Consider the following 14930-nt stretch of genomic DNA (forward strand, 5'->3'; position numbering starts at 1 on the left):
AACTTTTGGATGAGATAAGCTCTGGTTTTTCCATTTACATTATTTCAAGCGTTTTTCTAATTCTGCTTTTTTCTCTTCGAAGCCTGGTTTGCCTAATAGTGCAAACATATTTACTTTATATGCTTCTACTCCTGGTTGGTCAAATGGATTGACACCCATTAAATACCCGCTAATCGCTACAGCTTTTTCAAAGAAATATACTAAATAGCCGAAAGTATAGGCATCCATAGATGGAATGGACACTACTAGGTTCGGAACATTTCCATCAGTATGTGCTAACAATGTACCTTCAAAAGCTTTATTATTTACGAAATCTACTGTTTGTCCAGCTAAGTAGTTTAAGCCATCTAAATCATTTTCTTCTGCTTCAATTGTAATTTCATGACGTGCTTTACCTACTTTAATTACCGTTTCAAAAATATCACGACGACCTTCTTGTACATATTGACCTAATGAATGAAGATCGGTTGAAAAGTTTGCAGAGGAAGGATAAATTCCTTTTTGATCTTTCCCTTCACTTTCTCCAAATAATTGCTTCCACCATTCAGAGAAGTATTGTAATCCTGGCTCATAGTTAATTAGCATTTCAATCGTTTTGCCTTTATTATATAAAATATTCCGTACGGCAGCATATTGATATGCAGCATTTTCTTCTAAATTAGGTGAGCTGAAATCTTCCCGAGCTGCCGCTGCACCTGCCATCATTTGTTCAACGTCTACACCAGTTACTGCAATTGGAAGTAATCCTACTGCTGTAAGAACAGAAAAACGACCACCAACATCATCAGGAATAACAAAGGTTTCGTATCCTTCTTCGGTAGCTAATGTTTTTAATGCACCGCGTGCTTTATCTGTTGTAGCATAAATACGTTTTCTTGCTTCATCCACACCATATTTTTCAGTTAGTAGCTTTCTAAAAATACGGAATGCAAGGGCAGGTTCCGTTGTTGTACCTGATTTTGAAATAACATTAATCGACCAATCTTTTCCTTCTAATAAATCAAGAAGATCTGTCATATATGTAGAACTAATACTATTTCCAACAAAAATCACTTGTGGTGTTTTACGTTTTTCCTTTGGTAATGCATTATAAAAGCTATGGTTTAGCATTTCAATAGCAGCACGTGCTCCTAAGTAGGAACCTCCAATACCGATAACTAATAATACATCAGAATCGTTTTTAATTTTTTCTGCAGCTTTTACAATACGTGCAAATTCTGCTTTATCATAATCTACAGGTAGATCAATCCAGCCTCGGAAGTCACTTCCTGCGCCAGTTCCTTCATGAAGAACCTCATGGCTTATTTTCACTAAACTTTGCATTTGGGTAAGTTCATGTTCTCCAAAGAAAGAAAGTGCTTTTGAATAGTCAAATTGAATATGTGTCATGTAATTACCTCCATTAGCTTTTCCTATCATACACTCTATCGAATGATGTTATCGATAGCAAGTAGCTCTTGAATAGGAAACAAGAACTTTTTTTAACAATTTTATAGGGATGCGATATATATTGCTCTTACATCTTCCGCATTTAATTTTTTGAAGTTACCGAATTCACCATTCTTCATTGCACGGTCCACTAAAACATCTAGCTTGCTATCGTCGATATTATAATCTGCTAGGCGACTTGGTGCACCAATGCTATTCCAAAACGCACGGATTTTTTCAATTCCCTCTAAACCAGCCTCTTCATCTGTTTTACCTGTTGGATCAACGCCAAAGACACGAACTGCTAGTTGTTTAAAGCGTGCAGGATTTACAGATAGATTATGCTTCATCCAATTAGGGAATAGAATTGCTAAACCGCCACCGTGTGGAATATCGTAAACAGCGGAAACTGCATGTTCAATATTATGCGTTGCCCAATCTCCACGGAAGCCCATTTGTACCATGCCATTTAATGCCATTGTTCCGCAGTATAAAATGGTTTCACGATATTCATAGTTTTCTAAATCATTAACAAGTTTTGGTGCTACTTCCATTACCGTTTGTAAAATCGATTCGCATAAACGATCTTGTAATGGAGTATTTGATTCTAAATGGAAATAATGTTCAAATACATGTGACATCATATCGACTATTCCATAAATGGTTTGGTTTTTAGGTACAGTATATGTGTTTACTGGATCTAATATAGAAAACTGCGGAAAGACAAGTGGTGATCCCCAACCATATTTTTCGTTCGTTTCCCAGTTTGTTATAACCGACCCCGAGTTCATCTCTGAACCAGTAGCAGCTAACGTTAAAATAGTGCCAAATGGAAGTGCGTCCGTAGGGAAAACTTTTTTAATTACAATATCCCATGGATCTCCATCATATTTTGCTCCAGCAGCAATTGCTTTTGTGCAATCTATAACACTGCCCCCACCAACCGCAAGAATTAATTCAATACCTTCTTGCTTACAAATATCAACACCTTTACGAACGGTTGAAATTCTTGGATTAGGTTCTACACCAGATAGTTCAAAATACTCCACTTGAAGTTTGTTAAAATGTTCAATTACTTGGTCATAGAGTCCGCTTTTTTTAATACTTCCTCCACCATAAACAAGCAGCACTTTCTTTCCATATTTCGGTATTTCCGTTTGTAATTGCTCGATTTGACCTTTACCAAAAATTAATTTTGTCGGATTATAAAATGTAAAATTTTGCACAACATTCACCCTCCTTAATAGTATTATGATACCATTTTATCCCAGTATGTGAAAACTATTTCATACTATAACACATATTTAAATTCCGTAATCTTATTTCAAAAATTTAATTCCCACTTTGTATAGAATAACAAATATATCCTCATTCTATTACTGAATTAATTTTCTTGTTGGCTGTTTTCTAAAGGATTGTTGTATTTCATGAGATAGGTTTATTAACGCTGAGCAGAATGAATATATGAAGACTCACGCGGAAAAGCGAGAACAGGGAACCCCTGCAGGAGCGTAGCAGCTACAAAGAGGCTCATTGAAAAGCGGAGGCGGCTGTTTAGCTACGTACAAGCTTTAGCCAATCCGTAGGAGAGAAAGAAAACAAGACGCTAGCGAGTCGATGTTGACTTATTGTACGAAGGATTTGCGAAATTTGCTAGTAGCGAGTCAGCCGTAGCTAGCCTGACCGCTCGCCCGTATGGATGCACAGAGTGTATTCAATCTGCGATTTTTAATCTACAATCTATACGAAAACAGCCTTCTTATTAAAGGAGGCAATAGTATGAGTGGTGTACAAAGAATTGCTCTTTTATTAACAATAATTGGAGCAATCAACTGGGGGTTAATTGGTTTTTTTGATTTCAATTTAGTAGCAGCATTGTTCGGCAACTCGGCAATTGCTCGAATTATTTATGGAATTGTAGGCGTAGCAGGTCTTATCAATCTTGGTCTACTATTCAAGCCAAGCGCAGAAGTTGCCCGTACCTCCCCAAAAACCTCTAGAACATAGAAGTATGCTTTGAAGTAAAAGAGCTAAAAAACTAAAAACCTGAAGAAGCGAAAAAATTCTTCAGGTTTTTATTGTCTGTCGTTTATTATCCCCTATCTTGTGAATCATTCGTTCATTTAAAAAATAGTTGCTATCCTTTCAAATGCCCAATCAAGCTCTGCCTCTGTAATAATTAACGGAGGGGCAAAGCGAATAACATTTTCATGAGTTTCTTTACAAAGTAAACCAAGCTCTTTTAATTTTTCACAATAGTCTCTAGCTGGTTCTGTTAACTCAACTCCAACGAATAAGCCTCGGCCACGAATTTCTTTTATTTTTGGAGATTGGATAGTAAAAAGTTTATCCATAAAATATTGACCTAATTGGAACGAACGGTTAGCTAAGTCTTCCTCTATCAATACATCCAATGCAGCCATTGATACACTGCACGCTAAAGGATTTCCACCAAAAGTAGAGCCATGGGAGCCTGGATTAAACACTCCTAATACATCGGCATTAGCTACAACACAGGAAATTGGAAATACACCGCCACCAAGTGCCTTTCCTAAAATATATACATCTGGGACGACCGCTTCCCAATCGCATGCAAATAATTTTCCACTCCGACCTAAGCCAGATTGAATTTCATCTGCAATGAACAAAACATTTTGTTCTTTACAAACGACTGATGCTTCTTTCAAGTAGCCATCTGGTGGGATAATGATTCCCGCTTCTCCTTGAATTGGCTCGACAAGAAATGCTGCAGTATTAGGTGTAATTGCATTTTTTAAAGCTTCTATATCTCCGTAAGGAATTAATCGGATTCCTGGAAGTAATGGTCCAAATCCACGTTTATACTCCGCATCGGAAGATAAAGATACAGCCCCCATTGTTCGCCCGTGAAAATTTCCTACACAAGCAATTATTTCTGCTTGGTTGTCAGCTACCCCTTTTACATCATATGCCCATCTTCTTGCAGCTTTTAATGCGGTTTCTACCGCTTCTGCACCAGTATTCATCGGTAAAACCATATCTTTACCTGTTAAGTTTGCGACTTTTTCATACCATGGTCCTAATTGATCATTGTGAAACGCACGAGAAGTAAGGGTCACCTTATCGGCCTGATCCTTTAACGCTTGGATAATTTTTGGATGACGATGCCCTTGATTGACTGCAGAGTATGCGCTTAACATATCCATGTAACGATTGCCTTCTGGATCATACACCCAAATGCCTTCTGCCCTCGTCACAACGATTGGCAGTGGATGATAATTATTCGCCCCGTATTTTTCTGTCTGCTCGATTACTTGTTTCGTTTCTGTCATACATGCTCTCCCCTTTTTCCGTAACATACTATTGCAAACTTTCTATATTTTTATTGTACATGAGGAAATCATTTGATGAAAGCAATCTCTAATGAAACTGTAGGAAAAACAAAAAAACTCGCCATTAGGCGAGTCTCTTTATTTTTCAATCAACGTTTCGTTTTTCGATTGCTCAATCCATTCCGTTAATTTTGCTTTTAATGTATTGAACCCTTGATTAGAAGCATCTGATAAATGCTCCAGCTTCGATTTATTAATTTCTCGTTTTAATCGCAATTGTTTTTCTCTTTCAAGCTCTTCCACAGCTTTAATAGACAAGCTAATTTTTCCATCAGCCTCATCAATGGCTAAAACTTTAACGGAAACCTCTTCACCGACCTTAATAAAATCATTAATATTTTTTACGTATCCGTTCGTAATTTCTGAAATATGAACTAGTCCTTGCTTGTCGTCATCTAACGAAATAAATGCGCCGTATGGTTGAATACCAGTCACCTTTCCTTTAATAATGCTCCCGACTTCCACGTGATCATTCATGAAAACACTCCTAAAAATTATATATATTTTCGTTTTTTATTTAGCATTAAAATATTATAACATACGCATGGAATCTTATCAAAAAAAGTAATGAAATAATGATAATTTTCTGTAATTAATTTACAATTTACCATTTTATTAGCCGTAATATCCATGCTTTTTATTTATACATGGCTTTACGTCTTATCCACTATTTTCATTTTGGTTTTACGTATCTTTCATCCACGAGATTACTATCCTATCGAAAGCTTTCATTATATTTTCTTACTCCCAGTATACGCAAAGCGAAAACGGAAGCATAGGGGCAATTCTTAATTTCCAATTTTTTATAAAAGATTTTTTTACAACAGTGTATAAAACCGGTAAAGATGAACATAATGAAAATACAAGGCTTTCTAGTATTCCCCCCTTTTTGAAGTGGACAAACGCAACCAATTGTTTGTCCTTTTTTTCATTTTAGGCAATATTTATTACCATCAACATGATTATTGAACTGATAACTAGGAGAGTAAACAATGAAAATCACCGAGACACGCACGCAACAGCTACTAGTTAATAAAAAAACCATCGGACAATCGATAATGGTTAATGGGATTGATGTTTATTTTGAGCATTACCCACACCCTTCTGCGACAAAAACCATTTTATGTATTCATGGTTTTCTTTCATCTACCTTCAGTTTTCGCTCGTTAATTCCGCTTCTTAATAAAGATTATCAGATCCTTTCCGTTGACCTGCCACCGTTTGGAAAAAGTGGAAAGACAATGGATTATTGTTATTCCTATAAAAATTTAGCAGCAACAATTATTGAACTCGTCGATAAACTTCAATTACGATCCGTCATTTTGGCTGGACATTCCTTAGGTGGACAAATTTGTTTAAACATGATTCATCAACAACCAAAAAAATTTGAAAAAGCAATTCTCCTTGCTAGTTCAGGCTATTTACGGAAAGCAAAACAAATCGCTATCGCTTGTAGCTATTTGCCATTCTTCCATTTACTCATTAAACGAAAGCTTGCCCGTTCTGGCGGCGTCGAAGGCAATTTAGCACAAGTAGTTTATGATCCTTCACAAATCACAGAGGAAATGGTCCATGGCTACTTACAGCCATTTATTGAAAACGATGAAATATTTCGCGGATTAACGAAATTGCTTCGTGATCGGGAAGGAGATTTACCTAGCGAAGTATTACAAAACATTCGCGTACCTTGCCTATTAATTTGGGGCGACAGTGACAAAATTGTTCCCCTCTCTGTTGGTAAAAGGTTACATAACGACTTACCAAACTCAGAACTAGTTATTATGAAAAGAACGAGTCACCTTATCCCAGAGGAAAAACCAAAGGAAACTGCCAGCTATATAAAAAGATTTATTGATACAGATTTTTAATTACCCAACCTGTCACATATGGTAAAATAAATCTATTATTGGACAGGAGGGTAATGAAATGACCACTATCTTTCATGATCAAATTAATCGCCTAAATACAAATTCCGTAAAATGGGATGGATTGAAAAATGTTTTTGGTAGCGAGGACCTACTTCCTATGTGGGTCGCAGATATGGATTTTGCTTCACCTTTAGTAATCAAGAATTCCCTTATCAAACGTGCCGAGCATGGTGTTTTTGGCTATGGAATACCTCCAGAAAATGTTCCACTCACGGTAAAAAATTGGGTACTAAAACGTTATCATTGGTCCATTACAGAAGAGTGGTTATTACCAAGCTCTGGGGTAGTAACGGCCATTGCGTTTTCAATTCAAGCATTAACCGAAGAAGGAGATCAAGTATTAGTTCAATCACCTGTGTACCCTCCGTTCTTCCAAATGATTGAAAATAATAATCGAAAAATCGTCAATAATCCACTCGTACTCCGTGATGGAGCGTATGAAATTGATTTTGCTGATTTTGAAGAAAAACTCCAATCAGGCGTCAAATTATTTATCCTTTGTAACCCCCATAATCCTGTCGGTAGGGTTTGGCGAAGAGAAGAATTATTGAAAATTGGCGAGCTTTGTAAAAAGTACAATGTACATATTGTTTCCGATGAAATTCACGCAGATATTATTCATAAGCCTAACATCCATGTTCCTATTGCTTCCTTAAGTAAAGCATTTGAAGAAATAACCATCACTTGTATTGCACCGAGTAAAACGTTTAATATCCCTGGTCTTCAAGCATCCATCATGATTATCCCGAACGAAGAAATTCGCACAAAAGTACAAAATGTCCAAGGGAAAATTGGCTTCCACGGCATTAATATTTTTGGTAGCCTAGCGCTAGAAGCTGCATATTCAGGCGGCGAACAATGGTTGGACGAGTTATTACCATATTTGAAAGAAAATATTTCATATGCTCAAAAATTTATAGAAAACGAACTACCACTGGTTCAATTAATACCAACCGAAGGTACTTACTTACTTTGGATTAATTGTCGAGCAATTGGCTTATCCCATGAGGAGCTAATGGACAAATTGATTAACAAAGGGAAACTTGCACTAGAATCTGGAATAAAATACGGTTTCGGTGGAGATGGATTCGTCCGAATGAACATCGGCTGTCCACGACCTACATTAGAAGAAGGGTTACGCAGATTCAAGCACGCCCTTTCATAAATAGAAAAACACCAGGTAGATTTTTTCTACCTGGTGTTGTTATGCGAGTATATCATTTAAGCAAAACTAGTAAAGCAATCTTTTTTATTTAAATACTTCATCTTGCCGCTTCGAATTTTGAAGTTTTATTTTCTCCTCTAATTCTTTTGTTTTCAACTCTTCCTTCTTGGAGTATTTCACAATCCAAAGAAACGTTACGATACAAGCAATCAGAAAAAGAAAAAAGCTTATCGCAGCTGGTATATACTCTGATTTATCTTCAGGAAAATAAAGGTAGAGCATACCTAAAATAAAAAAATCCATTGGAAACGTCCTTTCTATATGGATAACTAATTACCCTAATTATAGCAAGTATTTTTTTACATTTCCAAAAATTATCTACGTTTATTTTTACGTATTTTGTCAGAAGATTGATTAAGAAATCGAACGAAACCTATCTTTCTCTTATAAACAAAAGCTGTGATAATGGTTATTCTGTAATGATAATTTTTTCAATTACAACATCTTCTTTTGGTTTATCTTGTGGACCTGTTGCAACATTTGCAATCGCGTCAACTACTTCTAACCCTTCCACCACTTGGCCAAATACTGTATGACGGAAATCTAACCACGGTGTTCCACCATTTTCTACATAATAATCAACAATTTCTGCAGGGTATCCAGCTTTAACTAATTGATCCTTAAAGGAAGGATTGAAATCTTTGTTTTGTACAATGAAGAATTGGCTACCATTTGTATTTGGTCCGGCATTTGCCATACTTAATGCACCACGGAAATTAAATAATTGTGGTGAGAATTCATCTTCAAAAGAACCTCCATAAATACTTTCTCCACCCATACCAGTTCCTGTTGGGTCTCCGCCTTGAATCATAAAGTCCTTAATTACTCGATGGAAAATGATTCCTTCATAGTAACCTGCTTTTGCATGCTCTACAAAATTTTCTACTGTTTTCGGTGCATATTCTGGAAATAATTTAATTTTAATGGAACCATGATTTGTTTTCATTTCAGCTAATATTTCATTTTCCTGAACTGTTGCAACAAGTTGTGGATATACATTTTCACTCATAATATTCGCTCCTTTTTCTATAAAAAAATAATGCCGACTTTGATAGCGCTTTGTATTCGATAATCTTCGGCTTGATTTCCTCTTAGATATTAAAGCATTCATGTCCCTATTGCAACTTCTAGCATGTGTTTATGAACATTTCCATTATTATTGCATATGATGTTTTATCGAGTGGGCTAATACACAGTAGTTTTGTTCTTTTTTCATTAGCCACATAGATTTCCTGATGAGTGATTTGGGCTGAATTACCAATCTTATTGATAGAGCATAAATGGAACGAAGTGAAAAACCTTTATCGATACTATTTCGGATAGCCCTCTTTGTTAGCTAATTAACAATCTTAAATGAAAGGATGTTTCATTATATGTGTGGAATTACTGGATGGGTCGATTTTCGTCGGAATTTACTATCGGAAATTGATACATTAAATGCGATGACAAATACATTGTCAAAAAGGGGTCCCGATGATTCAAATGTTTATGTGAAAAACCATATGGCATTTGGTCATAAACGTCTGGTAGTTGTTGATCCTTCTGGCGGAAGACAACCAATGACCAGAAAAATGAATGATAAATCGTATACGATGGTTTATAACGGTGAGCTATATAATACAGAAGACATTCGTAAAGAGCTATTAAAGCGTGGGCATACATTCCAAGGACATTCCGATACGGAAGTATTGTTACGTTCTTATATCGAATGGAAAGAGGACTGCTTAAAGCATCTGAACGGTATTTTTGCCTTTGCGGTGTGGGATGATGACAACGAGAAACTATTTATTGCTAGAGATCGGCTTGGGGTAAAGCCACTTTTTTATAGTAAATTAAATAACGGTATCATTTTTGGGTCTGAAATAAAAGCATTGCTTGCACATCCAGAAGTAAAACCAGAAATTGGCCTTGATGGATTAGCAGAAGTATTTGCGTTAGGACCATCTCGTACTCCTGGCCACGGTGTTTTTAAAAATATTGCAGAGCTTCGTCCTGCACATGCACTTACCTTTTCAAAGGATGGTCTAAACGTATGGCGTTATTGGCAAGTAAAAAGCATGGAGCATACAGATACATTGAATGAAACAACCGAGAAGGTTCGTGATCTCGTTCAAGATGCAATTGTTAGACAGCTTGTTTCCGATGTTCCAGTTTGTACCTTTTTATCAGGTGGTGTTGACTCTAGTGCAATTTCTGCCATCGCTGCAAAGCATTTTGAAGCGGAAGGAAAAGGTCGACTTCATACGTATTCCATAGATTATGAAGATAACGATACTTATTTCAAATCCAATGAATTTCAGCCAAATTCCGATAAAACCTATATCGATCTTATGTCAAAAACATTTAATACCGTTCATCATTCATCCATCATAACAAATGAAGAACTCATTCACTATTTAACAGAGGCAGTACATGTTCGCGACGTACCAGGAATGGCAGATATTGATTCCTCCCTTTTATGGTTCTGTAAAGAAATTAAGAAGGATTTTGTCGTAAGCTTATCTGGAGAGTGTGCAGATGAAATTTTCGGTGGGTATCCATGGTTCCATCGCAAGCATGAGCTTTCCTCTAGCAGTTTTCCTTGGATGCGCTCCCTAGATGCTAGGAATGAATTATTAGCTGATCGTTGGAGGAGCAAATTAAATTTAAACGAATATATTCAAAGTCGTTATGAAGAAACAGTTAAAGAAACCCCGCTTCTTGAAGGAGAATCGAAGGAAGAAAGCGAACGCCGTCAATTATTCTATTTAAATATGATTTGGTTTATGACGACATTATTAGATCGTAAGGACCGGATGAGTATGGGGGCAAGCTTAGAAGTTCGCGTACCGTTCGCAGATCATCGTCTCGTAGAATACGTCTGGAATATACCATGGGAGATGAAAACTGTCGGAAATCAAGAAAAGGGGATATTACGTCGAGCATTAGAAGGAATTTTACCACATGATGTGCTATATCGGAAAAAGAGTCCATATCCTAAAACCCATCATCCTGCATATACAAAAGCAGTAACAGTTTGGTTAGAGAGCCTATTACAGGATAAAAGCTCTCCACTACACGAATTCTTCAATAAGCAAATGCTTCAAGAAATTGTGGAAACAGGTGGCGAGGGCTTCAAAGCACCTTGGTTTGGTCAATTAATGACCGGTCCACAACTTCTTGCCCATTTGGCACAAATCCATGTTTGGTTTACGGACTATAATATTAATGTAGTCGAATAAAACCAATAGCTTATTGTCCAGTCCAGTTTCATACTGGACTGGATTTAGTTTTTACAGGGATAAAGTTTTCTCGGATGGCAATCATTCTGTCTCCCAGTCTTTCATTTTGAAATTTTCCCACAAATGCTTAATAATGAAGGGTAGGATAGGAGGGATTGTTATGAAAGAGAGTATTCCGATTGGTTCGATTGTTCGAGCACATAATAAAACTGGTACTTATATTGGGGAAGTTACAGCAGATAAGGACACTCATTATTTAGTGAAAATACTAGCTGTTGTAAAGCATCCTATGCAAGGTGACCTGCACCACCCGAAACAAGTGGAGGTGCCTTTTTTCCATGAAAGAAAAGCATTAGCATATCGGGAGCAAACTAATGTACCGAAAACGATGGTAAAACCTTTTGAAGGAGAAATTCCCGAATATCAAGCATCGTTACAAGCAGCGGTGAACCAAATGATTGAAGCATTGGAGTCTGATGATTCTCCTTTTGCAAGCCAGAGTTTACAATGTATGCGTTCCTTAGTAAAGGAATACAATCTATAGGAATAGGACAGAAGGGCCCCAATAGGAGCCCTTTTTTCTTCTAAAAAAATTTACGCACAATTTGCTTCCACCATCTTCCTTTTGCCACTTTTCCCCTCTGCCACCATTGATTGGAATATCCTCCATTCATTATTCGAAAATTATTTCGGAAGACTCTTATTTCGTAACCCGAAGGTCTTTTATTTCACTACCTATTGCGTTATAATGTTTAGGAAAACGAAATAATTAGAAGAAGGTGATTACAATCAAAGTGGAAAAGAGGAACTTGCTGATTATGTGGGTTGCTAACTTTTTAGTAGCCTCAAGTACCACGATGATTATGCCGTTTCTTTCTCTCTATATTGAAACGATGGGAACCTATAGTCATGAGTACGTACAACAGTGGGCAGGTTTCGTATTTGGCGTCACATTTATCACTGCTTTTTTATTTTCTCCAATATGGGGGCGAGTTGGTGATAAATATGGCTACAAACCAATTTTATTAATTACCGGTTCCGGAATATCCATTTGTATTTTCTTAATGGGCTTTATGGATTCCGTTATTGAATTATTTATTCTCCGCTTTTTAATGGGGGCAGTTACTGGTTTCATCCCAACATCACTTGCCTTAATATCAGCACAAACACCAAAGAAGAAGGCTGGCCAAGTACTTGGGACATTACAAACAGGGAATGTTACAGGTAGTCTATTTGGTCCGATTATTGGTGGGTTACTTGCTGATACATTTGGATTTCAATACACATTCATCTATACTTCTATTGCTATTTTCATCGCAACTTTATTTGTTTATTTCGGCGTAAAAGAAATAAAACAAGATAAAAAAGAGGCGCAAGAAAAGCAGTTTAATAGAAAAGAAGTGCTTTCTTTTATTTTCCATAAACGTGTGCTACTAACAATCATGATCATATCCTTACTCGTCCAGGTCGCCAATTTTTCTATCCAACCTTTATTAGCCATGTATGTTAATGAATTAACAAACACAGAAAATGTCGCCTTCTTAGCAGGGTTAGCATTTTCTGCCACTGGGTTCGGAAATTTATTGTGCACGCGCAACTGGGGTAAGCTTGGTGATCGGATTGGCCATGAGAAAGTTATAATGATGCTTTTAATTGGTGGAGCATTAATTTTCATCCCACAAGGATTTGTCACCTCACTTTGGCAATTAGTTATTTTACGATTTCTTTTCGGAATGGCAGCCGGGGGTATTATTCCTTGTATGACTGCCTATATTCGACAGGCCGCGCCAATTTCTATTCAAGGAGAAGTGCAGGGCTATAATGTTAGCTTCCGTTTTCTAGGAAATGTCATTGGACCTGCATTAGGTGGAACAATTTCCGGATTTATTGGAATATCCTCTGTGTTTTTTGTCACAAGCGCTATTTTATTTTCCGCCTTTCTTCTCCTTTGGTGGAGTGCTCGCAAAGATTCGCAAACAGTTCGACATTCCCATCTTGGACATATTGCAAAATAATCGGAAACTCTACATGATGGATGTACAATATAACTACTAGCATTTATGCTAGTAGTTTTTTATTTGGAAGGATATTCCACCCATATTAGCGAATAAATATATAGAATTCTAGGATGGAAGAAAAGAAGGAGATGAAGAAACATTGGGTACACAAAACTTATTAGATACATTAGGGATTACTATCCAACAATTAGATAAAGGATATGTACAGGCGACGATGCCTGTGGATGAACGAACAAGACAACCATTTGGCTTCCTCCATGGTGGTGCTTCTGTTGCACTTGCGGAAACAGTCGCAAGTCTTGGTGCTTACGAAATAATTAATAAAGAAAAGGAGATTTGTTTTGGTCTAGAAATAAATGCAAATCACATACGATCGAAACGGGAAGGCATTGTAACGGCAGAAGGAAACGTACTTCATCATGGCCGAACTACCCAAGTTTGGGAAGTAAAAATTAAAGATGAGGAAAATAAACTAATTTCTGTTTCCAGATGTACGATTGCCGTTGTACCGAAAAGAGAAGTGTAATATCATAAAGGAACTAAAAAGACACCCCTAAAGGACCGCATGAATGCACTAATCCTTTCAGAGGTGTTTTACTTTATTTGGATTTTAGAAACGGTAACGTTTCCTCAAAGCAAGGTATCTTTTATTTTGACTTTTCCTTTTAAATCATCACGTGCGCTTTTATCCCAAAGCTTTACTCCCGTGTAATATGCCGCACGATTAATCATATGACCACCTACAGGAGAGGTCATTAATAGAAAGACTATCGCTAAAATAAGCCTTGTATTTTGATGGCCCTCTACATAGAAAAAGAGAAATGTCCCCAGCAGGATGGAAATTACGCCTAATGTCGCACTTTTCGATGCCGCATGATTTCTTGTGTATACATCCGGAAGTCTTACTACTCCTATACTTGCAACTAAGCTAAAAAATGCGCCAATGAGAATTAATGCAATGGAAATAATTTTAATGGTTTCTGTCACGATCGAAAATAACCCCCTTTGCTAAAAACTTAGAGAAGGATGCCGTTCCAATAAAGGATAAAATTCCAAGGAGTAAAATAACATCTAAAAAAGCACTCGTTCGCATAATCATCGAAAATACCGCAATCATACTAATTAAAATCACTCCAATTGCATCTAAAGCAACTACCCGATCAGGAACGGTTGGTCCTTTAATGAGCCGATACAAGAATCCTACCATTGAAATAGAAAGAACAGCCATAACAACGTACAATATCGTATCAAACATTAACGACTCACCTCCATAATTGCTTTTTCAAACGTATTTTTAATCCCATCAATAGCTTCATGTGCATCAGGAACATGAATCGCATGGATATATAAAATTTTCTCTTTTTCATTTTCTAAAACATCCACTACTAATGTACCTGGCGTTAACGTAATTAAATTAGATAATAAGGTAATTTCCCAATCCTTCGTTAAAATTGTTTTGTACTCGAAAATTCCTGGTTGAAAATCTAATTTTGGCTGTAATACAATTTTTAAAACATTAATATTCGATAATATTAGCTCTTTAAAAAACAGAAGAACTAAATAAATAGCTGCCCATACTTTTCCAAGATAAAAGCGAGATCGGAAATAGCGTCGGACAACAAATAGCATCCCAAGCCCCATTAAATAACCAATAATAAATGTTCCAGGATCATAGCTTACCTTTAAAAACATCCAAACAAAGGCAATAAATAAGTTTAATAGTATTTGAAAAGCCATAT

General features: G+C 36.7%; 16 protein-coding genes. 7 read left to right on the forward strand and 9 right to left on the reverse strand.

Going from position 1 to position 14930, the window contains the following annotated elements:
• Nucleotides 1-39: 39 nt before the first annotated feature.
• Together OEV98_RS04265 and OEV98_RS04270 are read right to left on the reverse strand one after the other, a co-directional pair.
• A complete protein-coding gene (locus OEV98_RS04265; protein WP_263071971.1) occupies nt 40-1389 on the reverse strand; it encodes a glucose-6-phosphate isomerase in 1350 nt (449 codons plus the stop codon).
• A 101-nt stretch (nt 1390-1490) separates the two neighbouring features.
• On the reverse strand, nt 1491-2654 hold the full coding sequence (locus tag OEV98_RS04270; protein WP_263071972.1) for an iron-containing alcohol dehydrogenase: 1164 nt from the start codon (nt 2652-2654) through the stop codon (nt 1491-1493).
• 553 nt (nt 2655-3207) lie between these two features.
• On the opposite strand from OEV98_RS04270, the gene OEV98_RS04275 reads away from it, so the two are divergent.
• Nucleotides 3208-3435, forward strand: a complete 228-nt coding sequence (locus OEV98_RS04275; protein ID WP_263071973.1) for a DUF378 domain-containing protein — start codon at nt 3208-3210, stop codon at nt 3433-3435.
• Nucleotides 3436-3551: 116 nt separating this feature from the next.
• Here the strand turns inward: OEV98_RS04275 and OEV98_RS04280 are convergent, their stop codons facing one another.
• Both OEV98_RS04280 and yugI read right to left on the reverse strand, forming a co-directional pair.
• The gene (locus OEV98_RS04280) at nt 3552-4739 is read right to left on the reverse strand and encodes an ornithine--oxo-acid transaminase (RefSeq protein WP_263071974.1); all 1188 of its coding nucleotides are present in this window, start codon (nt 4737-4739) and stop codon (nt 3552-3554) included.
• Nucleotides 4740-4877: 138 nt separating this feature from the next.
• Nucleotides 4878-5276, reverse strand: a complete 399-nt coding sequence (gene yugI, locus OEV98_RS04285; RefSeq protein ID WP_263071975.1) for a S1 domain-containing post-transcriptional regulator GSP13 — start codon at nt 5274-5276, stop codon at nt 4878-4880.
• Nucleotides 5277-5791: 515 nt separating this feature from the next.
• Here yugI and OEV98_RS04290 point away from each other — a divergent pair.
• Entirely contained in the window at nt 5792-6667 is an 876-nt protein-coding gene (locus OEV98_RS04290; protein ID WP_263071976.1) for an alpha/beta fold hydrolase, read from the forward strand.
• Nucleotides 6668-6725: 58 nt separating this feature from the next.
• The gene (locus OEV98_RS04295) at nt 6726-7892 is read left to right on the forward strand and encodes a MalY/PatB family protein (protein ID WP_263071977.1); all 1167 of its coding nucleotides are present in this window, start codon (nt 6726-6728) and stop codon (nt 7890-7892) included.
• A gap of 84 nt (nt 7893-7976) precedes the next feature.
• Here OEV98_RS04295 and OEV98_RS04300 read toward each other — a convergent pair whose 3' ends face one another.
• A complete protein-coding gene (locus OEV98_RS04300) occupies nt 7977-8195 on the reverse strand; it encodes a hypothetical protein (RefSeq protein WP_263071978.1) in 219 nt (72 codons plus the stop codon).
• 166 nt (nt 8196-8361) lie between these two features.
• Nucleotides 8362-8961 (reverse strand): peptidylprolyl isomerase, encoded by a 600-nt coding sequence (locus OEV98_RS04305; RefSeq protein ID WP_263071979.1) that lies wholly within the window; start codon nt 8959-8961, stop codon nt 8362-8364.
• A gap of 364 nt (nt 8962-9325) precedes the next feature.
• Here OEV98_RS04305 and asnB point away from each other — a divergent pair, with 364 nt between their 5' ends.
• The 4 genes from asnB to OEV98_RS04325 all read left to right on the forward strand — a co-directional run bounded on the left by asnB (nt 9326) and on the right by OEV98_RS04325 (nt 13717).
• The gene (asnB, locus tag OEV98_RS04310; protein ID WP_263071980.1) at nt 9326-11173 is read left to right on the forward strand and encodes an asparagine synthase (glutamine-hydrolyzing); all 1848 of its coding nucleotides are present in this window, start codon (nt 9326-9328) and stop codon (nt 11171-11173) included.
• A gap of 160 nt (nt 11174-11333) precedes the next feature.
• Nucleotides 11334-11717: a kinase-associated lipoprotein B gene (locus tag OEV98_RS04315; RefSeq protein ID WP_263071981.1), complete on the forward strand. Its 384-nt coding sequence runs from the start codon at nt 11334-11336 to the stop codon at nt 11715-11717.
• Nucleotides 11718-11991: 274 nt separating this feature from the next.
• Complete coding sequence (locus tag OEV98_RS04320) at nt 11992-13188, forward strand: MFS transporter (protein WP_263072702.1); 1197 nt, start codon at nt 11992-11994, stop codon at nt 13186-13188.
• Nucleotides 13189-13330: 142 nt separating this feature from the next.
• Nucleotides 13331-13717, forward strand: a complete 387-nt coding sequence (locus tag OEV98_RS04325; RefSeq protein ID WP_263071983.1) for a hotdog fold thioesterase — start codon at nt 13331-13333, stop codon at nt 13715-13717.
• 104 nt (nt 13718-13821) lie between these two features.
• On the opposite strand, the gene mnhG is transcribed toward OEV98_RS04325, so the two are convergent.
• Genes mnhG through OEV98_RS04340 form a run of 3 tightly spaced genes read right to left on the reverse strand, consistent with a single transcriptional unit; the run spans nt 13822 to nt 14928 of the window.
• Nucleotides 13822-14178: a monovalent cation/H(+) antiporter subunit G gene (gene mnhG, locus OEV98_RS04330; protein WP_263071984.1), complete on the reverse strand. Its 357-nt coding sequence runs from the start codon at nt 14176-14178 to the stop codon at nt 13822-13824.
• Entirely contained in the window at nt 14162-14446 is a 285-nt protein-coding gene (locus OEV98_RS04335; protein WP_263071985.1) for a Na(+)/H(+) antiporter subunit F1, read from the reverse strand. Before OEV98_RS04335 ends, mnhG begins: the two co-directional genes overlap by 17 nt.
• Nucleotides 14446-14928, reverse strand: a complete 483-nt coding sequence (locus OEV98_RS04340; protein ID WP_263071986.1) for a Na+/H+ antiporter subunit E — start codon at nt 14926-14928, stop codon at nt 14446-14448. Before OEV98_RS04340 ends, OEV98_RS04335 begins: the two co-directional genes overlap by 1 nt.
• Nucleotides 14929-14930: the final 2 nt, after the last annotated feature.

The sequence above is a fragment of the Perspicuibacillus lycopersici genome (assembly GCF_025660475.1).
In the GTDB taxonomy this organism is placed as follows: Bacteria; Bacillota; Bacilli; order Bacillales; family Caldibacillaceae; genus Perspicuibacillus; species Perspicuibacillus lycopersici.